At 60.8% G+C, this 26,745-nt stretch carries 23 protein-coding genes; 14 read left to right on the forward strand and 9 right to left on the reverse strand.

Annotated elements, in window-relative coordinates; translation table 11 throughout:
- Positions 1–142: 142 nt before the first annotated feature.
- Genes R3F00_RS11055 through R3F00_RS11065 form a run of 3 tightly spaced genes read right to left on the reverse strand, consistent with a single transcriptional unit; the run spans position 143 to position 5,248 of the window.
- Positions 143–1,822 carry a hypothetical protein gene (locus tag R3F00_RS11055; RefSeq protein WP_371281850.1) on the reverse strand — a complete coding sequence of 560 codons (1,680 nt, stop codon included), beginning with the start codon at positions 1,820–1,822 and terminating at the stop codon, positions 143–145.
- Positions 1,823–1,881: 59 nt separating this feature from the next.
- Positions 1,882–2,787 (reverse strand): hypothetical protein, encoded by a 906-nt coding sequence (locus R3F00_RS11060; protein WP_371281851.1) that lies wholly within the window; start codon positions 2,785–2,787, stop codon positions 1,882–1,884.
- Between the two features lie 52 nt (positions 2,788–2,839).
- Positions 2,840–5,248 carry a cyclic nucleotide-binding domain-containing protein gene (locus R3F00_RS11065; protein ID WP_371281852.1) on the reverse strand — a complete coding sequence of 803 codons (2,409 nt, stop codon included), beginning with the start codon at positions 5,246–5,248 and terminating at the stop codon, positions 2,840–2,842.
- A 113-nt stretch (positions 5,249–5,361) separates the two neighbouring features.
- Between R3F00_RS11065 and R3F00_RS11070 the strand changes: the two genes are divergently transcribed.
- The 4 genes from R3F00_RS11070 to R3F00_RS11085 all read left to right on the forward strand — a co-directional run bounded on the left by R3F00_RS11070 (position 5,362) and on the right by R3F00_RS11085 (position 11,406).
- A complete protein-coding gene (locus R3F00_RS11070; RefSeq protein WP_371281853.1) occupies positions 5,362–7,524 on the forward strand; it encodes an acetyl-CoA hydrolase/transferase C-terminal domain-containing protein in 2,163 nt (720 codons plus the stop codon).
- A gap of 84 nt (positions 7,525–7,608) precedes the next feature.
- The gene (locus R3F00_RS11075) at positions 7,609–9,354 is read left to right on the forward strand and encodes a hypothetical protein (RefSeq protein ID WP_371281854.1); all 1,746 of its coding nucleotides are present in this window, start codon (positions 7,609–7,611) and stop codon (positions 9,352–9,354) included.
- Between the two features lie 58 nt (positions 9,355–9,412).
- Positions 9,413–10,657: a flavodoxin-dependent (E)-4-hydroxy-3-methylbut-2-enyl-diphosphate synthase gene (gene ispG, locus R3F00_RS11080; RefSeq protein ID WP_371281855.1), complete on the forward strand. Its 1,245-nt coding sequence runs from the start codon at positions 9,413–9,415 to the stop codon at positions 10,655–10,657.
- A gap of 8 nt (positions 10,658–10,665) precedes the next feature.
- Complete coding sequence (locus tag R3F00_RS11085) at positions 10,666–11,406, forward strand: class I SAM-dependent methyltransferase (RefSeq protein ID WP_371281856.1); 741 nt, start codon at positions 10,666–10,668, stop codon at positions 11,404–11,406.
- A 220-nt stretch (positions 11,407–11,626) separates the two neighbouring features.
- Here R3F00_RS11085 and imuA read toward each other — a convergent pair whose 3' ends face one another.
- The 5 genes from imuA to R3F00_RS11110 form a co-directional block, all read right to left on the reverse strand.
- Positions 11,627–12,301 (reverse strand): translesion DNA synthesis-associated protein ImuA, encoded by a 675-nt coding sequence (imuA, locus tag R3F00_RS11090; protein ID WP_371281857.1) that lies wholly within the window; start codon positions 12,299–12,301, stop codon positions 11,627–11,629.
- 1 nt (position 12,302) lies between these two features.
- Positions 12,303–12,914, reverse strand: a complete 612-nt coding sequence (gene lexA / locus R3F00_RS11095) for a transcriptional repressor LexA (protein ID WP_371281858.1) — start codon at positions 12,912–12,914, stop codon at positions 12,303–12,305.
- A gap of 52 nt (positions 12,915–12,966) precedes the next feature.
- On the reverse strand, positions 12,967–13,512 hold the full coding sequence (locus tag R3F00_RS11100) for a cold shock domain-containing protein (protein WP_371281859.1): 546 nt from the start codon (positions 13,510–13,512) through the stop codon (positions 12,967–12,969).
- A 148-nt stretch (positions 13,513–13,660) separates the two neighbouring features.
- Positions 13,661–13,978 carry an HdeA/HdeB family chaperone gene (locus tag R3F00_RS11105; RefSeq protein WP_371281860.1) on the reverse strand — a complete coding sequence of 106 codons (318 nt, stop codon included), beginning with the start codon at positions 13,976–13,978 and terminating at the stop codon, positions 13,661–13,663.
- A gap of 63 nt (positions 13,979–14,041) precedes the next feature.
- Positions 14,042–14,374, reverse strand: a complete 333-nt coding sequence (locus tag R3F00_RS11110; protein ID WP_371281861.1) for a hypothetical protein — start codon at positions 14,372–14,374, stop codon at positions 14,042–14,044.
- A gap of 391 nt (positions 14,375–14,765) precedes the next feature.
- Here R3F00_RS11110 and R3F00_RS11115 point away from each other — a divergent pair, with 391 nt between their 5' ends.
- The 4 genes from R3F00_RS11115 to R3F00_RS11130 all read left to right on the forward strand — a co-directional run bounded on the left by R3F00_RS11115 (position 14,766) and on the right by R3F00_RS11130 (position 19,626).
- Entirely contained in the window at positions 14,766–15,167 is a 402-nt protein-coding gene (locus tag R3F00_RS11115) for a CopL family metal-binding regulatory protein (protein ID WP_371281862.1), read from the forward strand.
- 118 nt (positions 15,168–15,285) lie between these two features.
- Positions 15,286–17,046, forward strand: a complete 1,761-nt coding sequence (locus R3F00_RS11120; RefSeq protein ID WP_371281863.1) for a copper resistance system multicopper oxidase — start codon at positions 15,286–15,288, stop codon at positions 17,044–17,046.
- The gene (locus R3F00_RS11125; protein WP_371281864.1) at positions 17,043–18,131 is read left to right on the forward strand and encodes a copper resistance protein B; all 1,089 of its coding nucleotides are present in this window, start codon (positions 17,043–17,045) and stop codon (positions 18,129–18,131) included. Before R3F00_RS11120 ends, R3F00_RS11125 begins: the two co-directional genes overlap by 4 nt.
- 463 nt (positions 18,132–18,594) lie before the next feature.
- Positions 18,595–19,626, forward strand: coding sequence for a sel1 repeat family protein (locus tag R3F00_RS11130; RefSeq protein WP_371281865.1), 1,032 nt, complete (start codon positions 18,595–18,597; stop codon positions 19,624–19,626).
- 122 nt (positions 19,627–19,748) lie between these two features.
- Here the strand turns inward: R3F00_RS11130 and ppsA are convergent, their stop codons facing one another.
- On the reverse strand, positions 19,749–22,121 hold the full coding sequence (ppsA, locus tag R3F00_RS11135) for a phosphoenolpyruvate synthase (protein WP_371281866.1): 2,373 nt from the start codon (positions 22,119–22,121) through the stop codon (positions 19,749–19,751).
- 244 nt (positions 22,122–22,365) lie between these two features.
- Here ppsA and R3F00_RS11140 point away from each other — a divergent pair, with 244 nt between their 5' ends.
- The 6 genes from R3F00_RS11140 (at position 22,366) to R3F00_RS11165 (ending at position 26,726) form a co-directional block, all read left to right on the forward strand.
- The gene (locus R3F00_RS11140; RefSeq protein WP_371281867.1) at positions 22,366–23,181 is read left to right on the forward strand and encodes a pyruvate, water dikinase regulatory protein; all 816 of its coding nucleotides are present in this window, start codon (positions 22,366–22,368) and stop codon (positions 23,179–23,181) included.
- 81 nt (positions 23,182–23,262) lie between these two features.
- Positions 23,263–23,757 carry a DUF1249 domain-containing protein gene (locus tag R3F00_RS11145; RefSeq protein WP_371281868.1) on the forward strand — a complete coding sequence of 165 codons (495 nt, stop codon included), beginning with the start codon at positions 23,263–23,265 and terminating at the stop codon, positions 23,755–23,757.
- A gap of 426 nt (positions 23,758–24,183) precedes the next feature.
- Positions 24,184–25,404 carry a tyrosine-type recombinase/integrase gene (locus R3F00_RS11150; RefSeq protein ID WP_371281869.1) on the forward strand — a complete coding sequence of 407 codons (1,221 nt, stop codon included), beginning with the start codon at positions 24,184–24,186 and terminating at the stop codon, positions 25,402–25,404.
- A complete protein-coding gene (locus R3F00_RS11155; RefSeq protein ID WP_371281870.1) occupies positions 25,401–26,078 on the forward strand; it encodes a hypothetical protein in 678 nt (225 codons plus the stop codon). The genes R3F00_RS11150 and R3F00_RS11155 overlap by 4 nt, the downstream gene beginning before the upstream one ends.
- A gap of 106 nt (positions 26,079–26,184) precedes the next feature.
- Entirely contained in the window at positions 26,185–26,403 is a 219-nt protein-coding gene (locus tag R3F00_RS11160) for a hypothetical protein (RefSeq protein WP_371281871.1), read from the forward strand.
- On the forward strand, positions 26,400–26,726 hold the full coding sequence (locus R3F00_RS11165) for a hypothetical protein (RefSeq protein ID WP_371281872.1): 327 nt from the start codon (positions 26,400–26,402) through the stop codon (positions 26,724–26,726). The genes R3F00_RS11160 and R3F00_RS11165 overlap by 4 nt, the downstream gene beginning before the upstream one ends.
- The last annotated feature ends 19 nt before the right edge of the window (positions 26,727–26,745 follow it).

Consider the following 26,745-nt stretch of genomic DNA (forward strand, 5'->3'; position numbering starts at 1 on the left):
ATTCAGGGCTGGATTCGGCAGCCTCGCATCGGCTGAAAGCGGGCCCTCGGTGCTGCCGCCGGAGGCAATCCACTGACCGCCAATGCAAGCCAGGCCCCGGAACTGCCGCAGGGTTCGGCTGCCGGCGGATCACGGCCGCCGACTATTCCTGCTTGTCGAGCGTCAGCGCAGGCGAGCGATGATAGGCATGACACGCAATGCACGTGCTGGCGACCTTGCCGCTGGCATGGGCGCCGGCATGGCATTCGCGACAGTTGTCGATACCCGGTATCAGAAGGTCGTTGGATGCCTCCGAGACCGGCGCGCCTTCATGACAGTCGATGCAGGTCATGGTTTCGTGCTTGGCGTGGTTGAAGTCGGCCTCGACATACCAGACACCTGCGACCCTGACCGGGGCGATTCGCCAGGTAGTCTCGCCTGCAGCAGGCGGGCTGACCGAGTGGCAGGTGGCGCAGGCCTTGCCGGTGAAGAGGGTGCGAGCCGATTCGCGAGCACGATCGCGTGCCCAGGCCAGGGCTTCGACCTGTTCCTGACGTGAGAGGGGTGGCGAACCGGGGCGTCGACGAACCTGCACGACGGTAGGCGCTCGCGCGTCGGCGTAATCACCCTCGAGACCTCGACGCGCGTAATACTCGTCAAGTGTGTAGGTCACCGCCTCGACGTTCGCGTGCGGCACTTCGCGTTCAGGCGCCAGCGTGTCGAAGCCGAGCTGGTGGCATTCATGGCACATCGTCTCGAACTTGATCGGCTTCATGGCGGCGCCAGCCACGTCGGCCTGATGGCAGCTTTCGCAAGTCAGCGTTTTGCGACCGTTCGGCGTATTCAGGCCGTCTTCCTTCAGGTGTTTCTCGTGGTTGAACTTGAGCCCTGAATTTTCCTTGAGTCCATTCGCCCAGGTCATCGATTTTGGCGTGAACTCCCCACTCGCGCTCCAGCCGGGCAGATTCACATGGAACTCCGGATGGGCGGTCCCGAAATCCGCGATGTCGGCAATCTGACTGGCGCCGCCGGTACGGACTTTCAGGTCGGCATGGCAATCCGCGCACAGGCGCTGATCGCTGCTGATCATGCCGCGTTTGCCGTTGTGGTCCTGATGGCAGGTGCCACAGCGGGCATCACCCAGCTCCGGAATATTGAACAGCGCGGGATCGGCGTGCGCCTTGGTCTTTGTGTGGCAGGCCGTACAGGCCTTGTCGCGAACCATCAGGAATGCGCTTTGATGACAGCGCGTGCAGTCGGTAGCGAAAAACTGATGCGCCGCGTCGATCTCGCCAGGGTTCCAGAACTGCGTGCTGGGCAGTGGCGAATGTCTGAGGACGTTGTTGAGGCCGGGTACGACGTGCGTTGCCGCCGGCAACAGCAGGCCCAGCACGAGCACGACCAGAAATCCGACCCATGAGGGCCAGCGCTTCGCGATCCAGGTCTGCGACAGGCTGGTCGGCTTCTTCCGTTTCGAACTGATTTCGGCCTGTTCGCTCTTGTCGATGGTCGAAACCTCGACGCCGGCGTCGTATTCGCCCCGTGCATCGAGCAATGTGAGGCGGGTGGATCCAAGCTCGATGACGGCACCGGCTCCGACCGTGATCGAGTAGGTGATTTCTCCATTGACGCGGATACCGGCGACGATCAGCGATTCGACCCGATACTGGCCCTTGCCGATTGCCGCGACGCTGGCATGGTTCAGTGCCGCGCGCAGGTCGGGCAGGAAGATGGCCTGGTCCGAAGCACGGCCGATGCTGAGGATTTCGCCGTAGTGGGTGTCATCCTCGTAGGAGATCGAGCTCTTGCCCTTCTTGAGCACACGACGGATCAGCCAGCGCATGGTCTCGGCCTCTCGCGTCGATGTATGGGGCGGCTCACTGTCATGGGTCGACCGGATCCCTACCAGTAGAAGAAGACGGAAATGATGTGTCCGATCAGGGCCGCAAGCAGGGTCACGGACAACGGCACATGGATGTAAAGCCAGATTTCCATGATCGCCTGATACTGGATGTCGCGCGCGACGCGAGTGGCGAGCCCGCGCTTGCGCGAAAGCATGTCGATGAGTTTGCGCAGCGCCTCGGATTGCTTGTCATCGGCGCCGCCGGCGAGGAAATCCACCATGGCAATGATGGTCTGGCCCGCCTGCAGGGGCGCCGGCCCGGCCCCGACCTGCGTTTCGCGTTGCACGATGGCCTGGCGGATGCGCGCGATAGCGATGTCCGATCCATCGCGCGCACGCAATTGCGTCCATACCCCGCCTCCAAGGCGCGTGTTTTCGATGGAACGAAGTACAACGGCGTGGATTTCCGGCGCGATCCCGTCTGCCAGCGCCAGGGCGTTCTGGTCGATGTCCTGGATTTCCTCGAGCATGGCGTCGCGCGTGGCACTTTCGCGATTGCGCGTCATCAAGGTTGGATAGCGCAGATAGGTATAGACGCCGAAGAAGCCGCTGAAGATCACGATCAGCATGATCACCAGGGTGAAGGTGTGCAGATTCCAGCCGAACTGAAAGCCGCAGTGGAGCAGGGCAAGCAGGATCAGGATGGTGCCGAGATAGATGTGCGCCGAGAGCCATCCCCGGGTGCTGCCCAGATTCGTCGAGTAGCTGCGCTTGCGGATACCGAACAGCATCAACCAGACAATCAGGAGAGCAGCAATCGTGCCCAGGGTGTAGCCCAGCCAGGTGCCGCCATTGGGTGCGATGCCGGGGTCGTGCCAGACATAGAGCACGATGGAAACGATGCCCAGGGCAAGGGATATCCACAGATAGCGTGACTTGGCATGGGTCAGGATGGAGTCGTGCACGCCGTGCTCCTATTCCTGATCCAGGCTGATGCGCGAACGGCAAGTCATGGTTTCAGCGTCGCGACTGGGCATAGGCCGGGAACTCCTCTGGGCTGATCCGGATCGCGGCGCCGGTCGGGCAGGCCCGCACGCAGGCTGCGCCTCCCTTCTGGTCCTTGCACATGTCGCACTTGACCGCCTTCTTGGCCTTGGGGTCCTTGACCGCGTTCGGATCGTAGGGCGCTTCGCCGGGGCCGGGACCGCGACCCAGCAGCAACCACTGCAACAGGCCCGGTTTCTTCGGTGGCTTGCTGGCCATGTGGATCACGCCATACGGACAATTGCGCTCGCAGTTGCCACAGCCAATGCAATTGTCGGCGATGAAAACCTCTCCATTCGGTGCACGACGCAATGCATCGGGCGGACAGTCCTTCATGCAGTGCGGATGTTCGCAGTGGCGGCAGGACGTCGGCACGTGCACGTCGGCGAATGTCGGTCCCGCCTCGCGGTCCAGTCGTGACGTGCCGCCATGGGTTTCAGCGCAGGCCTTCTCACAGTTGTCGCAACGAACGCAAAGCGATTCATCGATGAGCAGGATGTCGGTTGCCTCGCCGGCACCCTGGGCCATCAGGAACGAGATGATGTCGCCGCCACCCGGCAGGGATTGCATGGCCAGGTTGGCAGCCGTGCGCTCCTTGAACTCCTTCTGCAGGCGCAAGCGCAGGGCAGGGATGCGACTCAGCACTTTCTTGAAGACTGCGCCATCGAGGCGGATGGTTTCGGTCGCGATCGCGGCACGCGCGCTCGCCGAGCGCTTGGATTCGCCCATCAGGGCCATTTCGCCGACATAGTTGCCCGCGGCGACATAGGTCAGAACGATGTCCTTGCCACCGATATTGCGCGAAATGGTCAGCGAACCGACGCGGACCAGGTGCAGGCAGTCGCCATCATCCCCTTCCTTGAACACGTCTTCGCCGGCCCTGTAGCGCTGAAGGGTGGCACTGGCGGCCATTTCAGCGAGTTGCTCCGTGGTCGCTTCGGAAGCAAAGCGTGACTGGATGGCACGGATGATGAAGACGCGATCGATTTCGGTCTTTACCGCTTCCACCGAATTGATCAGGCGATTCATCGATCGGCGCGGCGTTTCCACGAGTACGCAGTTGGGCCCGGCCTTGACCGTGGCCGAACGGCGTCGTCCGGAGATCAGGCTCATTTCGCCGAAGAATTCTCCGCGGCGCAGGACGACCGGCGCCGGGCGGCCTTCCACGTCGATGTGGACCTCGCCTTCGACAATCGAATAGAAGCTGTTGGTGTAGTCGTTGCGCTCGAAAATGACTTCGCCCGCAGCCGGCGTACGAATATCCGAATCGAGCATGAACTCGCGCATCTGCAACGGCGTGATGTGCGAAAGCACGGGAACATTCTTCTGGATCTGGGCGAGTGCCTGATCGACGCTGCCAATGCCCCGCAGATTGGCGAATTTGGCCTTGAGCAGGGGCGCATCGGCCGGTTCCACCGCCGTTCCGGTGATGTACTCGATGACCTCATAGCCCTGGTTCATGGCCTGCTTGATCAGGGGATAGCCGCCGAGGGCGCCGACGATGTAGAGCCCTTTGACATTCGATTCGTATTGCGCGCTGATCGCAGGTACCGAAGCCGGATCCTTGTTCGGGAAGACGACCCCGCAGGCTTCGACAAAGCCGCGCGGCGCAGTCGCGCCGAGTCGGGCAATGACGCGGTCGAGCAGGATCTGCGCGCGACCATTCGCGGTATTCAGGATCATGCGGCCAGGCTTGCGTCCGGCACTGAGTGCCTCGACCTTTTCGGGCGAGGAGTTGTAGTAGCACTCGATCAGTCCATCGTCGATGGCCTTGAGGATGGCCTGTTCGTTGCCCTTCTTGGCGCGACCGAACTCGTCCTTGCGGTTGACGATGACGACATTGTTCTGTTTCGCCAGCGCGACTGCGTTCTCGATGGCGGCATCACCGGCGCCGACAACGACGATCGTTTCGCCTTCGTAGGCTTCCGGATCGTCGAGCTGGTATTGCACGAACGGCAAGTCCTCGCCTGGCACACCCAGCTTTCTCAGGTTGCCTTGCAGGCCGATACCAAGCACAACGGCTTCTGCCTCGACGCTCTTGCCATTCCTGCACCTGATTTCGAAGATGCCATCGGCGCGACGTTCGATGGCAGAAACTTCGTGCTGGTGGCGCACGTTGATCTTGAGCTTGGCAGCGGCTTCGTCCCAGCCATCGAGAATGGTTTCGCGCAGGCCTGCCGAAAACGGTATGGGCGAGCGCAACGGCAGGATGCCGGGCTCGTCCATCACGTACTTGCCTTTCTGGTACAGGTAGATGGTGTTGGACAGGTGCGGTTCGGCTTCGAGCAATACATGCGACTCGTTGCGCTCCGCGGCGCGGGCCGCCGCCGACAGGCCGCCGGGGCCGGATCCGACTATCGCGATTTTGAACCGCTCACCCATGAGTCCCTCCGCTCGACCCCGATCATACCCAAGCTGGCCGCCATCGTGGGCATCATTGCGCAAATCGGGTTGCCGGCGCAGTAGGATGCGGGATCGGAATCAGCGAGTGCCGCATGCAGTCTATCGAGCAACTGGGCGACATCGAAACCTGCGTGGAGCGGATCCTGCAGGCATGTGGCGATCATGTGGTGCTGGCGACGCCACTGGGCCTGGGCAAGCCGAATCGGCTCATCAATGCGCTGTATCGGCGCATTGCAGCGGAGCCGTCGCGACGACTGACCATCCATACGGCGCTCTCCTTGCGCGTGCCGGAACCTCAAAGCGATCTTGAGCGGCGATTCGCCGAGCCGTTTCTTGCTCGTCACTTCGGCAACGACTATCCGCATCTGGAGTATGCCGTGGCGATGGCCGAGGACCGGCTGCCGCCCAACGTGAAGGTGCACGAGTTCTACTTCCAGTCCGGTGCGATGCTGGATTCCGGGCAGGCACAACGCAATCACGCCAGCCTCAACTACACGATGGTTGCGAAGAGCCTGGTCGACACCGGAATAAATGTCATCGCCCAATTGGTGGCGAGGCGCGGGCAGGGGGCGGAAGCGCGCTACAGCCTCGGTTGCAATCCGGATATCACGCTTGACCTGATGGATCTGTTGTCCGCGGCTGGCGCAAGGTTGCCCATGTTCATCGGCGTGGTCCACGAAGCGCTTCCCTTCCTCGGTGGCGATGCCGATGTCGGCGCCGGGACCGATCTTTTCGATATCGTGCTCGATGCACCGGACCCGCCCCAGACGCTGTTCGCACTGCCGCGCAAGGAAATTGACGATGTCGAGTACGCGATTGGCCTGCACGCGAGCACCCTGGTTCGCGACGGCGGCACCTTGCAGATCGGCATCGGTGCGCTTTCTGACGCGCTGGTCCATTCCCTGTTGCTGCGCCAGCGCGACAATGTCGGCTATTGCGATGCCATTGACGCACTGTGCGGCGAAGCAGGTCAGTCGCCTGCCGTACTGAAGGCCGGCGGTCGCGATCCGTTCAAGCGCGGCATTCACGGCTCCAGCGAAATGGTCATGGATGGTTTCATGCATCTGCGGCGCGCAGGAATCCTCGTGCGAAAGGTGTACGAAGACCTGGCACTGCAACGTGTCGTTGATGAGGGCGCGGTCGGTGACAGGCTGGAGTCTGGCGATGTCCTGAGGCTGCGCAGTTACGACGTGCTGCCTGCGCGTGTCGGCGCCAACGAGCTGGAACGCCTGGTGCGCTTCGGAATCCTGCCGCAAGGCTGCCGGTTAGAGGACGATCGGCTGCACCTGCCGGACGGCTCGAATATCTCCACGGACCTGGACAATCCGGAATCGCAAGCCGCCCTTGGCGCCGCGATTCACGGGCGTGATCTGATTGGCGGCCGCTACTTGAACGGCGGCTTCTGCCTCGGTTCGAAGGAACTGTATCTCTGGCTTTCGGGACTCGAAGGAGAGGACTTCGAGGGGCTCTCGATGAACCGGATTTCGGAAATAAACCAGTTGCAGCGCGGATACGAAGCGCTGGCCAGGCGGCAGCACCGGCAGGCCCGCTTCTTCAACACCTGCATGATCGCCACGGCTCTCGGCGCGGCGGCTTCGGATGCCCTCGAGGATGGTCGCGTGGTCAGCGGCGTGGGTGGCCAATACAACTTCGTCGCGCTGGCCCATGAACTGGATGATGCGCGATCCGTCCTGATGTTGCGTTCTACCCGGCTGGCGCACGGAAAACTGACCTCGAACATTCGCTGGAATTACGCTCATACAACCATTCCGCGTCACCTGCGCGACATCTATGTCAGCGAGTACGGCATAGCCGACTTGCGCGGAAAGTCCGATGAGGAGTGCGTCATCGCCATGCTCGCCATCAGCGACGCTCGCTTTCACCAGGAGCTGGTCGAGCAGGCCATCAAGGCGCTCAAATTGCCGGCGGACTTCCGCGTTCCTTCCGCGTGGTCGCAGAATACGCCGGCGATTCTGCGCGAGCGCCTGGGCGGCGCGCGTGCGCGAGGCCTGTTGCCGGCCTGGCCCTTCGGCAGCGATTTCACCCCGACAGAACTTCGCCTTCTGGCCGCGCTGGGCTGGTTGAAGTCAGTCGTGGGCAAGCCGGGTCGCTGGAGCTCCTTGCTCGGCGCTGTGCTGAGTCCCGGGCCCGAAGATGCGGACGGACTCGCCCGGATGGGGCTTGAGCGGCCGCAATCCCTGCGGGATCGCCTGATGGCCCGTCTGTTGAATGCCGCTCTTCGGCGCACTTCTTGATCCGCAAACCGGATTGGGCGCTGCCGGTCCCGATATTTGCTAACTTAGCGCAGCATCGAATGGCTCCTACCGGGAATTGAAAGCATGAGCGAGTACCACCGCCGCCTGTTGCGTGATCTGCCGGAACGGCGGGCACCCAAGGCCGGTGATTTCAATACCGAAGCGCGCGCCGTACGTCACTGGGTCGCCGCATTGCCCCTGGCCAATTTCTCGGCAACGGCGCGCATGCTGGTCGATGGCTTGCAGGCGATGAATCGCCTGCGCACGGCGCCGGCGGAACGGCTTGAAGCGCTTGAAATCCTGCGGGTTCCAGTCACCCAGTTGGCCGGCCTGGTCGACAAGCAGATTGTCGGCGCAAGTTTTCCACTGCCACCGCAGCGCGCAGAGCTGGGCATCCTCGCCCAGGAATTCCAGAGTGAACTGGCGCTGGGCTATCGCATTGCCCTGTACGACTTCTGCGCACCCAACGGCAGTCTTCCATTGCTCAGAAGAAAGCTGGTTACATTGTCCGCCGCTCGTGCTCTGGTGCACGGTGGTGCGCGATTGCACAAGGCCTATCTCCTGTACCGGACGCCACCCCATGGAGCGTGGCAAGCCCTGCACGACACTTTCCGCTTCATTGCATCCGTGGGACAGGACAGTCGCGATGTCGACGACAGCGTGATCGGAGCGCCGATCAGTTCCAGGACCGCTTATTGTCATGCGCTGCTGCTGGCTCTCGCCAATCCTTACCGATACACGCAACGCGAGCTGCTGGAAGTGATCGCCTTGACCTGCGCGCTGGCCCCGTACTGCGAGCTTGGCAAGGCGACGGAAGCCAGTGATGCCATGCATCCGATCGATGTCGACAGCGATCGTGGACCGGGTTACCTGCCCGAAGAGCGGACTTCAGCCAACGATGGCGTATTGGCTCTAAAGCTCGGGCGCCTGCTGGCCCACGTCGAGGAGCAGGCGGGCAACCTGCCGCCGGGCATTCGCCTGGCCACATTCCGCATGCGTGGCGGGCCGGCCGTCCAGGTGGACATCGACCTGACTCAGCGTCTGGTTGACGGCTGGACCTCGGACGGGTCGCGTGGGCACGTGCGCCTGACTGGCGGACATACGCTGGATAGTGTCATCGGTCTGCACGACCTGCATTTCGTGCTTGCCGGAAATGAGGATTTCGACGGATTCCTGCGTCGCTTGCGTGGCACTTCGATTCAGATGTCCGAGCAGGATGCCGCCGCATCCTGGGCAACCGGTTCGAGTGAACACATGCGCGCCCAGCCGCTTCCGGTACGCGTTCTCGACCAGAGTTTCGGTGGCTACCGAGTCTTGTGGGAACGCGGCAGCCATGGCGAGGCGGTGCGGACAAAGGTGGGCGAGCTGGTTGGCCTGTCACAGCCCGGCAGCGCTGCCCAGCATCCCGACTGGATGGTGGGCGTAGTGCGCTGGATGCGCATCGACGACGAAGGGCGGATCGATGCGGGCATAGGATTGCTGGCGCGCAGATCGCTGCCCATCGGGGTCAATGCACTTGATGAAACGGGCAATCTGCTGAACGACCGGCGCGGCATACTTCTATCGCCGCTGCGTTCGGAGGAGTCGGCGATCTACAGTTCGCTGTTGACGCCGGGCATGTTCGAGCGTGAACCGGAATCCATTCAGCTGACCCTGCCGGTAGATCCGCATCGCTGGCCCTCTTCCGCCTGCACGCTCACGGTGACCGGAGCAGGGTTGATGGAATCGGCGGGGGCCTATCTTCGCTTCGCGTTGCCACCGCTGGACCTTCCGGATGAAGGTCTGGAGCAGGCCGCAGCGCACGCGCTGGCCGAACCCACGACGGCTTGAGTATCCTGCATACTTTGCGCCCTCCGGTTTCGCGCATCCCGACCCAGAATCTTTCGACATGACGAGTCTCCCTGACAGCGCTCAACCACGTCGCGCCAGCGTTGGTGTGCGCGTAGGCAATACGGTGGTTGGCGACCGTGCGCCGGTTGTCGTGCAGTCAATGACGAACACGGACACCGCGGACGTGGTGGCCACTGCCAAGCAGGTGGCCGAGTTGGCACGCAGCGGCTCCGAGTTCGTGCGGGTCACCGTCAACAACGCGGAGTCCGCATCGGCGATACCGAGAATTCGCGAACGTTTGGCGATGATGGGCACAGATGTGCCCTTGATCGGCGATTTTCACTACAACGGCCATCAATTGCTTGCGGATGAACCGGCGGCGGCCGAGGCGCTGGCCAAGTACCGAATCAATCCGGGCAACGTCGGCTTCGGTCGCAAGAAGGATTCCCAGTTCTCGGCCATTATCGAAACGGCGCTGCGCTACGCGAAACCGGTTCGCATCGGTGCCAACTGGGGTTCGCTCGACCAGAACATGGTGGCGACCCTGATGGACGAAAACCGCCTGCGCGCCGAACCCTGGGATGCGGCGCATGTAGCGCGCGAGGCACTCATACGATCCGCGCTCGATTCTGCGGCGCGCGCTGAACAGCTGGGCATGTCACGCGACCAGATCATCCTCTCGTGCAAGGTTTCCGGCGTGCAGGAACTGATCTCCGTTTACCGCGAACTTGCCTCGCGTTGTGACTATGCCTTGCACCTCGGACTGACTGAAGCGGGAATGGGGTCCAAGGGCATCGTGGCGTCTACCGCGGCCCTGGGCGTGTTGCTGCAGGAAGGCATCGGCGACACGATTCGAATTTCGCTGACGCCAGAGCCCGGCGAATCACGTACACGCGAAGTCATCGTCGCCCAGGAGCTGTTGCAGACGATGGGCCTGCGTGCGTTCACGCCGCTGGTGACTGCCTGCCCCGGATGCGGGCGCACGACCAGCACCCTGTTCCAGGAACTCGCGCAGTCGGTGCAGTCGCATGTGCGCGAAAAGATGCCGGAATGGCGGATCAAGTATGACGGTGTAGAAAACATGACCCTGGCCGTGATGGGTTGCATCGTCAATGGTCCGGGTGAATCCAAGCACGCGGACATCGGCATTTCCCTTCCTGGGACCGGCGAGTCCCCCGCCGCCCCGGTGTTTATCGACGGGCAGAAGGCCATGACTTTGCGGGGCGACAACATCGCCCGCGAGTTCATCGACGTTGTCGAAACTTATGTCGCGAGCAAATTTGCCGCCCGATCCGGAGGCTGAGCAGCGTTTTGGCCAAGCAGGGTGAAATCGAGTACGTGGCGAAGATTGGCGAAGTGGGCGCCGCGCACGCCATGGGCAAGCCGTTTTCCGATCCATTCTGCGGCCGCATGCTGGCGGACATGGGAGGTCTGTTCATGGTCTTGCCGCCGGCGCCGGCACGATTGCTGGATCTCGGTTGCGGCAGCGGGTGGACGAGTGTGTTTTACGCGCGGCGCGGATACCAGGTCACCGGGCAGGACATCGCTCCGGACATGATCGCACTGGCCGAAAGAAACCGTGCCGCCTCTGGTGTTGAGGGCCTCGATTTCCGCGTCAGCGACTATGAGTCGATGACGTTCGAAGAAGAGTTCGATGCTGCAGTGTTCTACGACGCACTTCATCACGCCGAAGATCCGGCGGCGGCGCTTGCGAGCGTCTATCGCGCACTGAAGCCCGGTGGCATGCTGGTTACGCTTGAACCCGGCGTCGGGCACGCGGCCGCGGAGCATTCGCGCGCTGCAGTCGATGCGTTTGGCGTCACTGAGCGTGACATGCCGCCCCGAGAAATCATTCGTCTTGGCCGGGCGGCGGGGTTTCGCGATTCTCGCGTCTATCAGATGCCGAAGATGCTGGCGATGGTTCAGTACGAGATGCCCGGACTCGCAAGATTGCCGGCATGGCTGTCGGACTTCGTCCGCTGGGGCGGCATGGGTTGGCTCATGCTGATCGGCAAGTATCGACGCGGGGGCATGGTCGTCCTGCGCAAGTAGTCGGGTTGCCTGGCCGCGGGTGCGGGTGGGTCCTGCGCCCGTTCCCTGTTTCTTCGCGGATTGGGCTGCGCGGATGCCCCGAAAAGGGTTTCACTTCGGTCGCGGTGCCCCCATTCGGATTGCGCACATCTCCGACGTTGGTCGAGCTTGCCTCCCCTCTGCGCGGCAAGGGCGATCCGGTTCCTGCGTTCTTGTTTGTCCTTAGGTATCGTGCCTTGCTTCAGGCGCGCAGGTGGAAGCGCGTGTTTCGGCGCGTATCAAATATGCCTCTGCACTTGAGGATTTCGATGCAAGCACCTGTTTCTGAATGGGAAATCTTCAGGCGAAGCGCCGCCGGGCTGGATTCCTGCAAGGCTTTCAAGGGGCGGAAAAGAAAAGCCAGGGCATTCCCGGTTTCGGCGGCCAGTTGCAGGCGGCGCAGCTGCCTGTAATTGGCATCAGGCAACCAGTGCAGCACCGCAGCGCAGCAACCGGCGCGCAGGCATTGCTCGGCGCTCCAGTGAGAATCGGTGGCTCCGGCGTCGATCTGAACGAAATGATCCAGATCGATGCCGGCTGCAGCGAGGGCCGGCGGGTAGGGCAGGTAGGGTGGAGCGATCATCGCCACGCGACGACGCGAACGGGTCAGTGCGGCCAGGGCCGGCATGAGCAGCTCGAGCTCGCCAAGGCCGTCATTCTCGATGAGGATCTCGGTCAGGCAGCCGACTGGCCAGCCTGCACCAGGCAGCAGGGCATCCAGTGAGGCATTGCCCGTGGCCCGGGTACGGATCGAGGAACCGGGTTCGGCACCGCCACGCCAGATACCCGGGTGGCGCAATACTTCGCCGAGTGCGGAAGCTTGCGGCAAGGGCAGCGGTGCTGACGGGGCAAAGGATGCGGCAAGCAGTGCGGACATTTCAGGTTCTCCGGATCATGCCGACATAGCGACCTTCGATGGCGAAGGCGTCACGTTCCGGATCGATTTCGATCGGTTCAAAGTCGGGGTTGGACGGCAGCAGGCGAATCCGTCCGCGCTTGCGTTCAAGAGTCTTGAGGGTGACTTCATCATCGACACGGGCGACCACGATATGACCGTCATCGGCTGTTTCGGTGCGATGGATAGCGGCCAGGTCACCATCGAGGATGCCGGCATCGCGCATGCTCAGGCCGACCACGCGCAGGAAATAATCCGGCCGCGGACGGAACAGGCTGGCGTCGATGCCGAACTCGCCTTCGATATTTTCGGTAGCCAGGATCGGACTGCCGGCGGCCACGCGGCCGACGAGGGGCAGCAACATCGCCGCCGGCGTCCGTGAGCGGTGATTCAGGCGCAGTCCACGATGCGGAATGCGTTCGAGCACGCCCTTGCGCTCAAGGGCCTTGATGTAATCCTGGGCCGAGCTATGCCGGGCAAAACCCAGGGCGTCGGCGATCTCGCGCAGGGTTGGCGCATTGCCGCGTTCGGCCATGTGCTGGCGGATGTAGTCCAGTACGCGGCGCTGGTTGTCGGTCAGGTCAAGATCGTCCATACGTACTAATGTACGTATATCGATCAGGATTTGCAAGTGCCGCGATTGCAGCTCATCGCGAACCGTTGCACCACTGGGATTCGCAAGGCCTGCCGTCATTGTCGCCGTCCATGGCCGTGTTCGGACAATGCTCGATGAAATAGGTGGCTTCGGCGCACGACGTCATCTGCGAGCAGGACGTGCGTCCGTCGCACGTGAACCTGTTGCTGGGTGAATCCTGCTTCAGGATCTGGCTTGTCCCGACCGCAAAAGTGTCATCGGCCGCCCTATGCGTGGTGTAGACGTAGACTCCGACAAATGCGATGAGCACTGCGGCCAGTAAGTTGACAACCAACCTGGCCGCGGAAAATCGAGACTCCGAAGCTTCTGGTTGTCTTGACCTGGGAGAACCGCCTGCGCGGCCAACGCGAATGGCCCTCAACTTGCCTTCGGGACCCATTTCCGTCTCGAAGGAGATCAATTCGTCTACAACGGGTCGCTTTCCGTCCTTCGGAAATGCGGACACATGGACAAACAAGTCGCCGTCACCTTGCGCGGGCGAAATGAAGCCAAATCCCCTATCGTCATTCCACTTGACCAGCCTGCCATGCTTTCGCATCGCGAACCTCAATACTTAAGTATTGCCTACATCATTTCGAACTTGGGTGTAGCGGACAGAATCCAGTTGCGCCACGTATTCCGCTGCAACGCTTCCCCTCGGGAAAACGCTGCGGGAAGGAACTTGCAGGATCCGGAATTGGGCCGGATCAGGAAGCCGGTGCCTTCATTACCTTTTCCATGCTTTCCAGGGCTTTCCTGGTCGGGTTGTCGAGGCAGTAGTCCATGAAGCGGTCGGTGCCTGCGGCGAGCACATCCGTATTGAAGGTGGTACCGCCGGACTTGCCGAGCAGGTAGCCATGCAGGACCGCAATGGCGACGTCGCGATCCTTGCCGGAGAAGAGCATGACTTCCTTGCAGGTGTAGTTGGCAAGATTCTTGTCATCGTTGTCCGCAGCTGTTGCCGGTGCGGCAAGGCTCGCCGCGAGCAGGGCGAATGCAAGTACGCTGGTGGTCCGATAGGTCATTTTCGTGTCCTCAGTAGTCCGTGGAATTCGTGCAGGGTGCTGCGCAAACACGCAGCACCTGATTCAATACTTGACGAGGCCGGCCATGCAGTTGTCGTAGGCCTGTTTGTAGACCTCATTCTTGGTGACGCTCTTTCTGACGCCGCCAGCTGCGGCGCCCCAGGCCGCGCCCTTGCGCGCCGACTTGCTGGAGTCGCCGACAATCGCGCCGAACGCGGCGCCGCGCACCGCACCGCGTCCTGCGCTACCCGCGACGCTGCCCGTACCGGCCTGGACTCGCGTGGCGTAAGCCTGGCAGTCGGCGGGTGATGCCGCGCTGGCCGAGAGCGACCAACCGAGGAGGACGCACGCGGCCAGCAGACCGGTTGCCGTTCCTGGTTTGAAAACGAGTTTCATTTGATGCCTCCTTTGAGGATACCGCTCCGAATTCGCGGAGGGACGTTTCAGGGCCGCAAGCCTTCCGACCGTTGCAGCGAATGACGCTTGCGCTCCGATGTTATCCCGGTCTGCAAAGCCGCAAACACTTCGGCGAACAACCGATCGAAGAACTGGCCTCACGGCCCGACAGGATGCTGCCATTGATGCCAGTGCAATGCCAGCACGAGTGTCGCATCAGTGGCCCGGTTCCTTGCCGGAAAATCGGGCCGGATTCATTCGCCCGCCGTGTATGTGTATTCATCATTTCCGGCAAGTTCGGCTCTGCCCGTCCCGGATGGGGTTCCTGGACGTGCCCATGGCGGCTTTCGGCAACTGTTCCTCCGCTTGACACCTGGTGTAATCTGTCCTGATGAGCCTGTGGTCCACAGCATTGCGAGCCGCGTTGAGCCTGGGGTTGATCCTCAATGGTTCATCAATCGCGTTGGCCGCATCTGGCATCCATTCCGGCATGGGCTCTGATTCGCACCTGGCTTCCGCTGAATCGCCCGGCCCGGAAGTGGAGCTGCCTTGCCACGAAATGGTTTCGGTCGGCGCGAATGAATCCAGCCACGGTACGGTTCCGGTGAAGTCGGCCCCGTCGGATTGTTGCAAGCCCGGATCGTGCAATTGCGATTGCTATCACGCAGCCGCGGCGATTCCGGCATGTCCGATGTCAGGCGTTGCCGTCATTCGTGATCCGGCACGTTCGATGCCGGACTCCGGGCACATTTCGCCAGTTCTCACCGAGCAGATTCGACCTCCCATTTCCTGAAGGTCTCGAGGTGCCTGCAGGCACTCAGCCATAGCGCCCTGTCGTTCATTGACTGACAGCGCGCCGTCAACTTTGCGCGTCTGGCGCAACCGACCCTGACCTTTTCCAGGAGCGAACCATGGCGTTCCGTTCTTCTTCTTCCAATACCGCCCTGCCGCCGACCGAATCGCGACGACGATTCCTTCAAGGCCTTGCCGCGGGCGGGGCAATTGCCGGGCTGGGCCTGGGCAACGGCTTTGCCTGGGCGCTTGATTCCCACCGGGATGCCCAGAGCCTGTCCGGGACGCGATTTGATCTCGGCATTGGCGAGTCCCCAGTGAATTTCACCGGTGCTGTGCGCACCGCAACCACCGTCAATGGTTCAGTGCCGGCACCGCTGCTGCGCTGGCGCGAGGGTGACACGGTCACGTTGCGCGTCACCAATCGCCTGAATGTGGACAGTTCAATTCACTGGCACGGCATCCTGCTGCCAAGCGGCATGGATGGCGTGCCGGGTTTCAGCTTCGATGGCATCGCGCCCGGCGAAACATTCGAATACCGCTTCGAGCTCAAACAGAGCGGTACCTACTGGTATCACAGTCATTCCCGATTCCAGGAACAGACCGGCTTGTACGGGCCTATCGTCATCACGCCGCGTGATGGCGAGCGGCATCCGACCGAGCGCGACTACGTAGTGATGTTGTCGGACTGGAGCGATGAAGATCCCGAGGTGCTGTTCGCGAATCTCAAGAAGATGAGCGACTACTACAACTTCAACGAACCCACAGCGGTAGAGTTCGCGCAGGATGCCTTGAAAATGGGTTTTCGCAACGCGCTCGCGAAACGGAAGATGTGGAACGAGATGCGCATGAGCCCCGCCGACCTGGGGGATGTCACCGCACACACCTATACCTACCTGATCAACGGCAAGACATCCGGGAACAACTGGACCGGCCTGTTCGAACGTGGCGAGAGAGTGCGCCTGCGTTTCATCAATGGTTCGGCCATGAGCATTTTCGATGTGCGCATTCCGGGCCTGAAAATGACCGTGGTCGCTGCGGATGGCCAGGATGTCGAGCCGGTCAGTGTCGACGAATTCCGTATTGCCGTTGCCGAAACCTACGATGTGATTGTCGAGCCGGCCGACGATCGTGCCTATACGCTATTTGCACAGACCATCGATCGCACAGGTTTCGTACGAGGCACGCTTGCACCGCGCGCCGGCATGTCGGCGGATGTGCCCGCCATCGATCCTCCGCAATGGCTGACCATGAGGGACATGATGGGCGCCATGGCAATGGGTGCCGGCATGGAACATGGGCCTGGCGACATGGCCGGCATGGGCCACGGATCCGGCTCGGAAGGCATGGCCGGCATGGTGATGGCCAATCACGCCAGAACCGAGTACGGGCCCGGCGTCGACATGCGAGTCGACATGCCACGATCCAATCTCGACGATCCGGGCATCGGCCTGCGCAACAACGGTCGCGACGTGCTGACTTATGCCGACCTGCACACCATTGGTGGTCAGATCGATCCGCGCAAACCGGGACGCGAGATCGAGCTGCACATGACCGGAAACATGGAACGTTACATGTGGTCGTTCGATGGACAGAAGTTCAACGATGCCAAGCCGGTGCACTTCCGATACGGCGAGCGCCTGCGCGTCGTCCTGGTCAACGACACGATGATGCCGCACCCGATTCATCTACATGGGTTGTGGAGTGATCTCGAGAATCCGCAAGGCGAATTCCAGGTCCGCAAGCATACGATCATGGTGCAGCCCGCGCAGCGCGTCAGCTATCGGGTCAGCGCCGATGCTCTTGGCCGATGGGCGTATCACTGCCATCTGCTTTATCACATGGAAGCGGGCATGTTCCGCGAAGTGGTGGTGTCATGAGAATGACCCTGAGTGTTCGAGATGGTGCCTGTGGGCCAGCAGCGAAACAGCGATCGCTTTGTGCGCTGGTAGCAGTCGCGCTGGCCATGCCCATGCATGGGCATGCGCAGGAACCGACGCACTCCGATCACGGCACGCAGACTGTGGCTGCGAGCGACGATGATTCTGCCGGAGCAAAAGATCACGACTCGATGGATCACGGCAAGATTGATCACGGCAAGATGGATCACAGCCAGATGGAAGGCATGGATCACGGCGAGATGGATCACAGCCAGATGGAGGGCATGGGTCACGGCGAGATGGACCAAAGTAAGATGGACCAAGGCCAGATGAAAAGCATGAACCACGACATGAAGGACATGCAGGGCGGATCGGCACCGCCTGGAGCACGTAGCCCGGACTATTCCGATGGTGTCGGTTCGGGACCCATGCACGGCATGCACCACATGCATGGCGAATCGGTGCTGACCAGCGTATTGATCGATCACCTCGAAGCGTTTCATGGAGACGAAGAAAATGGACAGGCGATCAATGCCCGGGCCTGGGTCGGATCCGATCTGAACAAGCTCTGGTTCAAGCTCGAAGGCGAGCGCAGTGACGGACAACTGGGCGAAGCGCGTAGCGAACTTCTATGGAATCACGCGATCTCGGCCTACTGGGGATTGCAGACTGGCGTGCGACATGATTTTGGCGACGGGCCGGACAGGAACTGGGCAGCCTTCGGCTTTCAGGGTCTCGCGCCGTACTGGTTCGAAATCGATGCAACCGCCTATGTCGGCGAATCAGGGCGGACTGCATTTCGACTGGAGGCCGAGTACGAGCTTCTGCTGACCCAGCGCTCGATCCTGCAGCCGGATCTCGAGATGAATTTCTACGGCGAGGATGATCCCGCGCGTGGTGTCGGGGCAGGGCTCTCAGATCTCGAATTCGGACTTCGACTGCGTTACGAGTTCACGCGCAAGTTCGCGCCGTATCTCGGAGTCGTCTGGTCGCGCAAGTTCGGCAAGACCGCGGATTATGCGCGTGAGGACGATGAGGAAGCGGAAGACACCGGGCTTGTCGCTGGCGTTCGACTCTGGTTCTGACTGCAGGAGTCGATGGTGTTCAACCATTCCCGGCTCGTCTGACCAGGCAAGAGCCAACTGAAATGGAGAAGGCGGGCATGTGACCCGCAATGCTTTTGTATGCAGCCTGGATCAAGTGCCGCTTTCACGGCTCCGATTGCTTGTTCTTGTCAAATGGTAGTCCGTTGGAAAGAGGTAAAGCTTTCGGCAACCGGATCGCATCTTGGCTCAGTCGGCCATATCAAGGTCGGCATGCCGGGAAATTCGCTGGACGGATCGCAGATGACGGATGCCAGCTCAGGCGAGACGGCCGCACTGAGCACATCAGCCTGGGAGGCGACGGGTGGTAGACAGGTGGATGGATCCATAGCCTATCGGCAGCTCCAGGAAACGGACAATCCCTATTATCCAAAGCACCGGGTTGTCAGTGGCACCGCCACGGTCGGGCCGATCGATACGGTTGCAAACGAAGCGGGAACGGGAAGTGGCGAGAGTTCGTCAGAAGGCGATCCCGGGAACAAATGATCCTTGCGCAATTCGCCTGTCTCGAACGCAGCAGCACGCCAAAACCAGTGCAACTGGGAAAGATTTCTTTCAAGACATTGATGGCTATCTATTGACGACTTGCAGAGAGTTTTCGGAGGCGTATGATTATTCTTATAGAGAAAAATGGATGAAGGACATGAGGCGCTACTCAAGAATCCTGACTTTTGTCTTCAGCATGTGTTCTGTCGCCGCATTTGCCCAGGCCGATACGGAAATACGGCGATCGCCTACTTACAGCGATGCCGCACACTACGATTCCGGGCGCAGCACCGGTGACCGTATGGGTTTCACCGGGCCGGAAAAGAGTGGGCGACCCGGAGTAGCCTATTTTGAGAAAGGTGCAGAAGCGCTGGAAAAGGGTCAGACCGCTTTCGCCATCGAGATGTATGAAGTGTCCGCTTCATGGGCCTTCAAGCCTGCCCAATACAACCTTTCGGTCATGTATGCAAAAGGGGATGGAGTCCCTGTCGACATGCCTAGGGCGATGGCGTGGGCAGCACTTGCTGCAGAACGCGGCGAAAAGAAGTTCGTTCGCGCACGAGATGCAATCAATGTCGAGCTGAGTTCCGAGCAGGTGGCGATGGCAAACGCTATTCTCGAAGAACTGAAGCCCAAGTACGCCGACAAGAAGGCATTGCGCAAGGCCAAGCGCCGCTGGCGTGATTCCATGCAGAGTGGAACGGGATCGAGACTGCGTCCCATGGGTAATGTCAAGGTGGGTGCGGGGGGTAGCGCCCTGGCAAGTTCGTCGCCGGGTCTGACCATGTTCAATGCGTGGGAATTAACCGGTGGAAAGCAGAACGACGGTTCGCGCGAGTATCGACAGATACTGGAAAGCGACAATCCCTACGATCCCAAGGATCGGGTAAGGACGGGTACCGCGACGGTGGGCGAAATCCAGCCCATTCCTGATCTCAGCGCAAGGCAACCCGATTCAGAAATGTCTGCGAAAGGCTCCAGCCAGCAATAGCGCCATGGGGCCCGCTGACCGGGCGGCTTGGCGCGATTGAAGTACTTGCGGTAGGAAAACATGCATGCAGCAGCGGGATGTGCCGCTGCTGTGTGTGCAATCAAGTAACGGCCGAGGTGTCTTCAGCCGGCCTTCTTCTTGGCCAGCTTGAGCCAGGTATCAACAACCGTATCGGGATTCAGCGAGACGGAATCGATGCCTTCTTCCATCAGCCATTCTGCGAGGTCGGGGTGGTCGCTGGGGCCCTGGCCGCAAATACCCACGTATTTTCCCTTGCGCTTGGCGGTCTGGATCGCCATCGAGAGGAGCTTCTTGACGGCCGGGTCGCGCTCGTCGAACAGGTGGGCGACGATGCTGGAGTCCCGATCGAGGCCCAGCGTCAGCTGGGTGAGGTCGTTTGAGCCAATCGAGAAGCCGTCGAAGACATCCAGGAATTCGTCGGCGAGCAGGGCATTGGACGGAACCTCGCACATCATGATGATCTTGAGACCGTTCTCACCCTGTCTGAGGCCGTTCTTTGCAAGCACTTCGATGACCTTGCGTCCTTCGTCCACGGTGCGCACAAACGGAATCATGACCCAGGCGTTTGCCAGGCCCATTTCCTCGCGGACTTTCTTCATCGCCCGGCATTCCAGCGCAAACGCGGCCGAGAAACTCGGATCGACATAGCGGCTGGCACCACGGAAGCCGATCATCGGATTTTCCTCGTGCGGCTCGTAGTTCGATCCGCCGATCAGGTTGGCGTATTCGTTCGACTTGAAATCGGACAGGCGCACGATAACCGGTTCAGGCGCGAATGCGGCCGTGATCGTGGCAATGCCTTCTGCGAGCCGGTCAACGTAGAAATCGACCGGACTGGAATAGCCGGCCATGCGTTCGTCGATCTTGCGCCTGGTTTCGGCATCCTGGCTGTCGTACTCGAGCAGGGCCTTGGGATGCACCCCGATATGGCTGGCGATGATCATTTCGAGACGCGCCAGTCCGACCCCGGCATTCGGCAGCATCGCGAAATCAAATGCACGCTCCGGGTTGGCCACGTTCATCATGATCTTCAGAGGTGCCGGTGGCATCTTGCCGAGATCTGCGGTGATGCGTTCGAACTTGAGCTGGCCCTCGTAGATGAATCCGGTGTCGCCTTCGGCGCAAGAAATCGTGACTTCCGCGCCATCAGGTATCTTGTCCAGGCCATCGCCGGTACCGACGATCGCGGGCACACCGAGTTCGCGAGCGATGATCGCGGCATGACAGGTACGACCGCCGCGATTGGTCACGATCGCTGCGGCTCGCTTCATGACCGGCTCCCAATCGGGGTCGGTCATGTCGGCGACCAGCACGTCGCCTTGTTTGACCCGATCCATGTCCTTGATCGAGCGCACGACGCGGGCCACCCCGCTGCCGATTTTCTGGCCTACCGACCGGCCCTCGGCGAGAATCTTGCCGCGCTCGTCGAGATGGAAGCGTTCGATCTGGGTGACAGTGCCGCGAGATTTCACGGTTTCAGGACGTGCCTGCACGATGTAGAGCTTGCCGGTGTTTCCATCCTTGGCCCATTCGATATCCATCGGGCGACCGTAGTGCTCCTCGATGACCAATGCCTGGCGCGACAGTTCATGCACATCCTCGTCGCTGAGGCAGAACCGGGCGCGGTCGGCCATCGGCGTCTCCTCGATGCGCACGCGCTCACCGGGCTTCTCCGAATAGACCATGCGTTGCTGCTTGGATCCGATCTGGCGTCGCAGGATGGCCGGCTTGCCGGCTCTTAGGGTGGGCTTGTAGATGTAGAACTCATCCGGATTGACCGCACCCTGGACGACCATTTCACCCAGACCGTAGCTGCCGGTCACGAAAACCGCGTCGCGGAAACCCGATTCGGTATCGAGGGTGAACAGTACGCCGGAGGCGCCGATATCCGAACGCACCATCAGCTGCACGCCAGCCGACAGCGAAACATCCTCATGCCTGAATCCGTGATGGACGCGATAGGCGATGGCGCGATCGTTGTACAGCGAGGCGAACACTTCCTTCATCGTGTGGATGACATCATCCGCGCCGCTGACGTTGAGGAAGGTTTCCTGCTGGCCGGCAAATGAAGCGTCCGGAAGGTCTTCGGCAGTGGCCGACGAACGCACTGCGACAGCGATGTCGCTGGATCCGGCCCTCTCGCAGAGCTTCGAGTAGGCCGCGCGGACGGCGGTGTCGAATTCGGGGATCAGGGGGGTATCGATGACCCATTGGCGAATCTCGGCACCCGCTGTGGTCAGCGCGGAGACGTCATCGACGTCCAGCGTCGCAAGGCGGTCCTGAATACGCTGGGCAAGGCCGCTCTGGGCAATGAACTTCTGAAAGGCATCGGCTGTGGTGGCATAACCGCCGGGCACGGAAACGCCAAGTTTGCTCAGGTTGCCGATCATCTCGCCGAGCGAGGAGTTCTTGCCGCCCACCTTGCCTAGATCGGTCAGGCGCAATTCATCCAGCCAAAGAACCAGTTCGCTCAAGGGAATCTCCGGGAAAAATATCGCAGTGCGTCATTCTACCGGCTATGCCGCGCGGGCAACACTCCGGAGTTGGTCCCGGAGAGGCTGAAATCAGGCGGCGCCGCCATTTCCCCTGGAAATCGATTGCATGGGTGTCGTCACGGCCGTGCAGGCTGATGGGCGCTTCGCGGCTGGACTGACTCCGGTGGTTCGCCTGAGTCGCCCGATTGAATAGACTGGGCGTCCGAAACCCACTGGAATTCGCATGCGTCGCACTGTTTTCTATATCTCCGATGGCACAGGCATCACCGCGGAAACCATCGGCCACAGCGTGCTGACCCAGTTCGAGGGCGTCGATTTCGATACGTTTCGCGTTCCTTTCGTCGATACCGAAGAAAAGGCCGAGCGTGCAGCGGAGCGAATCCGGGCCTCGCTGTCGCAGTCCGGGGCGCGACCGATCGTGGTCAACACGATCATGGATCAACAGCTCAGCGACATCGTGGCCAAGGGGGGCGGGCTGATGCTGGATGTCTTTGCGCCTTTCATCGGCCCCCTGCAGGATGAACTTGGCATGCAGCGTTCGTCACGGGTCGGCAAGGCGCATGGCCTGACCAACTTCGCCGAGTACGAGGCGCGCATCAATGCAACCAACTACGCGCTGTCCCACGACGACGGTATCGACGTGAACTACGATGATGCCGAGGTCATCCTGATCGGTGTGTCGAGGGTCGGCAAGACGCCGACATGCCTCTACATGGCGTTGCACTACGGCATCAAGGCAGCCAACTATCCCTTGACCGAGGACGACCTCGATCGACTCGAACTGCCGGTGCGCCTGGTTCCGCACAAATCGCGCCTCTACGCACTGAGCATTGATGCCCAGCGTCTGGCCCAGGTACGCGAAGCGCGTCGACCCGGCAGCAAGTACGCCACACTTGCGCAGTGCCGGCGTGAGCTGGAGCTGGCCGAGAAACTCTATCGGCGCGACGGCATTCCGATGCAGAGCACGACGAATACATCGATCGAGGAAATCGCCAGCAAGATCCTCTCGCAACTCGGGATCGAGAAGCACATGTTCTGAGGCGGCGAGTCCCGAATACTACGCTCGTTGGGCGAGCCAGAACAGACTGGTCGGGGAAATTCCCGATGCTATGATCGAGGCATGTCCACACTGGTCGCCAATCGCAAATCCGTATTGCCCAGCCGCTTCGCCTGGCTGATGGGCATGCACGGCGAAAATTACCATCGGCTCGATCGGCTGTTCGCACCGCAGCGCCTGGCCACCGGCTACTACTTCTCGTCGGTGGACGATCATCTCGACGTGCGCCTGCAGGTGATCGAGCACCATGCGTACACGATCGACATCGAGATGACCTACTGCATCCGCGATCCTGAATCCGGTGGCCTCGTGCCTTCGGCGCGCATCCGCATGTATCGCGACGCACGAGTCGCCGAAGTGCTGCACTATCACTCGGACCAGCGGCTTGAACGGGCGCTCGGTCCCCTGCCTCCGGCGCGAACCGTTTTCGAGCGGCGCGTACGCAAGAGTTCGTTTCTCAATCGCTGGCTCGAGTATCTGGCCGAACAGGGGCATTCGATCGGCACACTGGAGCAGGCGCCGAGCGTGGCTACCGGGTCGATTCAGGCACTGGCTTGACGGGTCCGGTCGGGTCGCGTTTCGGGGAGCGTCCCGCCTGAAGCGGCGCTTGTTCGACAGATGCAGCTACGCACTGCGCGATTCCCCTCTTCGTGATGCGCAATTGGAAGTGATCTCGAGGTTTGCGCTTGAGGTTTTTTCGTACCCTCATCCGCCCTGCGGGCACCTTCTCCCGAGGGGAGAAGGAAAGCGAACGGCAGGCACAAAAAAACCCGCTTGCGCGGGCTTTCCTGTGAAAAGTGGCGGAGCGGACGTCTGTTCAGGTTCAATTCGCGGCAGTTCGCCATTGTTCAGATTAGTCCGATAACCCATTGAGCAAAAAAGCGTTCTACGTTCATTCGCGTTCGTCGTTGTTCGTTGCAAATCGTCCGCAGCATCGCTACCATTTGGGAATACTCTTGGTAACCCAAGTTTGACGGAGAGATTTTGCGATCACGATTTCGGCTCACCACGACCGGGTTAAAGGCGATCAAAAAGCCGGGTCGATATTCCGATGGTGGCAACCTGCATCTGTTCGTGAAGGCCAACGGTGCGCGCACCTGGGTCTTCCGTTTTGTCTCACCAGTGACCGGAACCCAGCGCGACATGGGCATGGGCAGCGAACTGGACGTCACATTAAAGCGAGCCCGAGAAAAGGCAGCCGACGCGCGGGCACTTCTGGCCGATGGCATCGACCCGCTGGAAGCCGCTCACAACAATAGGCAGACGGCCCGCGTCCAACGCGCCAAGCAAATGACCTTTGCGCAGTGCTCAGAGCAGTACATCGAGGCGCACAAGGCAAGCTGGAAGAACCCGAAGCACATCGACCAGTGGACGCGCACCCTGCGAACCTACGGCGCGCCGATCAATCCGCTGCCTGTCGATTCTATCGACGTGGGCCTGGTCCTGAAGTGCCTGGAGCCTATCTGGAAGACAAAGACCGAGACGGCGACCCGCGTTCGTGGTCGCATCGAATCCGTTTTGGATTGGGCAACGGTGCGCAAATATCGAACAGGAGAGAACCCGGCGCGCTGGCGTGGCCATCTGGAGGCGCTACTTCCTGAGCCGTCGAAGGTTCGCAAGGTGGAGCACATGCCCGCACTTGGCGTCGATGATCTGCACACCTTCATGGTCGAGTTGCGGAAACGGCAAGGATTGGCCGCGCGCTGCCTGGAACTGCAAATCCTGACCGCTACCAGACCGGGCGAGGCGACCGGCGCGCAGTGGGCCGAGTTCGACCTGGCTAACGCGCTGTGGATCATTCCTGGCGACCGAATGAAGGCTGGCAAGGAACATCGGGTTCCATTGGTGCCTGCAGCAGTGGCATTGCTGGAGGCCATACCCCGAATCGATGGAAACGTGTTTCCTGGCACGAAGGGAAGGCCAATTACTACTGCCGCCGGCATGAAGGTCTTAAAGGAAATGCGGCCCGGCCTGACCCAGCACGGATTCCGCTCCACGTTCCGCGATTGGGCCGGCGACCGGACAACGCACCCGCGTGAAGTCATCGAACATGCAATGGCGCATCGACTCAAGGATGCCGCTGAAGCTGCCTATCGCCGCAGTGACGCCCTGGAGCGCCGCAAGCACCTGATGATGGATTGGGCGAGCTTCATCGATGCAGCGCCGCGCACGGACAACGTGACACCTATCGGGCGCCGGGCATGAAAAGAATCCTCGCAATTCCTACGGTGATCCATGAGAAATTAGCCAAGTTCAAGGGCAATCCAGACGACCCAATCTATCTTGCCGCGAAGAAGATTGTCTCCGACGCGGGCATGGAAACCGCTTGGACGAAAATCCGAAAATCGACTGAGGCCGAACTACTTTCGACGAAGGAGGAAGGAAAGGCGCTACGGAAAGCAAGACGTTCGGCGAATGATGATCTGGTCGATTGCGACCTTGAGGCGTATTTCGACTACGTGCTGATGGCCTATGAAGACTCTTTTGAGGTCGACACTGACTGGGGGCGAATGTCTCAGTCTGAACGTGACAAGTGGGATGCCGAGCTTGAGGAACTCGAAACGAAGTTGAGAAGGCACTTGTCGCGCGGCCCTGTCCCCATGAAACCCGAGGACTCTTGGCAGTCCGCATTTCAGGCCGCATCGGGGAGGCGAAGGCCGCAAGAGCTAAGAAGTCCCGGTGAGGCTTTGGCACAACGAAAGTTGTTTGTGCTCCTCCTATCCGATCATCTTGATTGCCACTTCGCCAAAGTACACATTGCGGCGATTACTTGCCCAACGAAAACGCTTTTTGACGGCAAAGCGACGGATAGCTGGGTGAGGCGAACTTTGAGCGGCCGACGCATACCAAGCCGCGCGCCAACGTTTCGCGCAAAGTGAGTCAGATTTACCCTGAACTTGGCAAGAATCTGACCCGTTTCGATGAAAATATGGGCTTAAGTTGATTCCCGAACCGGCGTTGGTGCGCCGGAGTACGGAGTCACTCATGCGACCTGATACGAACGCCGGCACGTCGCCGGTTGACCTGAAACCCACCTTCGCGCCGCTGGTCACGGCCTGCAACGCACACGGCATAGGACGCACAAAAGCGTTCGAGCTTGCTGCCGCTGGCATCATCGAAACCTTCGCTGTAGGCACACGCCGGTTTGTGGTCCTGGAATCGCTGCGAACCCTTCCTGATCGTCTGAGGGAGAAGGCAGCATGAGCGCCGTCACCACTACCTTCATGCGCGAATACCTTCGTCGCGATGCTGCAGACAGCAACGGCGATCCGCTGGAAGACGTTTTGCAACTTGCCATCAACACGGCAGAAGGGCAGGCGGAAGCATTCATGGGCGTGGCCCTGGTCGACCTGACAGATAGCGACGGCGCATTGCCGGCACCGATTGTCGGGGCAATCGCGATCCTGACTCAGGTTGAATTTGATGAACTGCAACCCGACCGGGAACACATGTTGCGGGGCAGGGCGGAATCGCTTTTGCGACCGTATCGCGTCGAGACCGGGATCGCCGGAGGTGCCGACGAATGATGACCCCACAAACACGAAA

The organism is Dokdonella sp. (assembly GCF_041395345.1).
Taxonomy (GTDB): domain Bacteria; phylum Pseudomonadota; class Gammaproteobacteria; order Xanthomonadales; family Rhodanobacteraceae; genus Dokdonella.

What these genes read in the sequence shown, in the direction of transcription:
- R3F00_RS11055 (WP_371281850.1), bottom strand. Translation starts at nt 1,822, where the DNA reads ATGCGCTGGCTGATCCGTCGTGTGCTCAAGAAGGGCAAGAGCTCGATC.
- R3F00_RS11065 (WP_371281852.1), bottom strand. Translation starts at nt 5,248, where the DNA reads ATGGGTGAGCGGTTCAAAATCGCGATAGTCGGATCCGGCCCCGGCGGC.
- R3F00_RS11070 (WP_371281853.1), top strand. Translation starts at nt 5,362, where the DNA reads ATGCAGTCTATCGAGCAACTGGGCGACATCGAAACCTGCGTGGAGCGG.
- R3F00_RS11075 (WP_371281854.1), top strand. Translation starts at nt 7,609, where the DNA reads ATGAGCGAGTACCACCGCCGCCTGTTGCGTGATCTGCCGGAACGGCGG.
- ispG (WP_371281855.1), top strand. Translation starts at nt 9,413, where the DNA reads ATGACGAGTCTCCCTGACAGCGCTCAACCACGTCGCGCCAGCGTTGGT.
- imuA (WP_371281857.1), bottom strand. Translation starts at nt 12,301, where the DNA reads ATGTCCGCACTGCTTGCCGCATCCTTTGCCCCGTCAGCACCGCTGCCC.
- lexA (WP_371281858.1), bottom strand. Translation starts at nt 12,914, where the DNA reads ATGGACGATCTTGACCTGACCGACAACCAGCGCCGCGTACTGGACTAC.
- R3F00_RS11100 (WP_371281859.1), bottom strand. Translation starts at nt 13,512, where the DNA reads ATGCGAAAGCATGGCAGGCTGGTCAAGTGGAATGACGATAGGGGATTT.
- R3F00_RS11105 (WP_371281860.1), bottom strand. Translation starts at nt 13,978, where the DNA reads ATGACCTATCGGACCACCAGCGTACTTGCATTCGCCCTGCTCGCGGCG.
- R3F00_RS11110 (WP_371281861.1), bottom strand. Translation starts at nt 14,374, where the DNA reads ATGAAACTCGTTTTCAAACCAGGAACGGCAACCGGTCTGCTGGCCGCG.
- R3F00_RS11115 (WP_371281862.1), top strand. Translation starts at nt 14,766, where the DNA reads ATGAGCCTGTGGTCCACAGCATTGCGAGCCGCGTTGAGCCTGGGGTTG.
- R3F00_RS11120 (WP_371281863.1), top strand. Translation starts at nt 15,286, where the DNA reads ATGGCGTTCCGTTCTTCTTCTTCCAATACCGCCCTGCCGCCGACCGAA.
- R3F00_RS11125 (WP_371281864.1), top strand. Translation starts at nt 17,043, where the DNA reads ATGAGAATGACCCTGAGTGTTCGAGATGGTGCCTGTGGGCCAGCAGCG.
- R3F00_RS11140 (WP_371281867.1), top strand. Translation starts at nt 22,366, where the DNA reads ATGCGTCGCACTGTTTTCTATATCTCCGATGGCACAGGCATCACCGCG.
- R3F00_RS11145 (WP_371281868.1), top strand. Translation starts at nt 23,263, where the DNA reads ATGTCCACACTGGTCGCCAATCGCAAATCCGTATTGCCCAGCCGCTTC.
- R3F00_RS11155 (WP_371281870.1), top strand. Translation starts at nt 25,401, where the DNA reads ATGAAAAGAATCCTCGCAATTCCTACGGTGATCCATGAGAAATTAGCC.
- R3F00_RS11160 (WP_371281871.1), top strand. Translation starts at nt 26,185, where the DNA reads ATGCGACCTGATACGAACGCCGGCACGTCGCCGGTTGACCTGAAACCC.
- R3F00_RS11165 (WP_371281872.1), top strand. Translation starts at nt 26,400, where the DNA reads ATGAGCGCCGTCACCACTACCTTCATGCGCGAATACCTTCGTCGCGAT.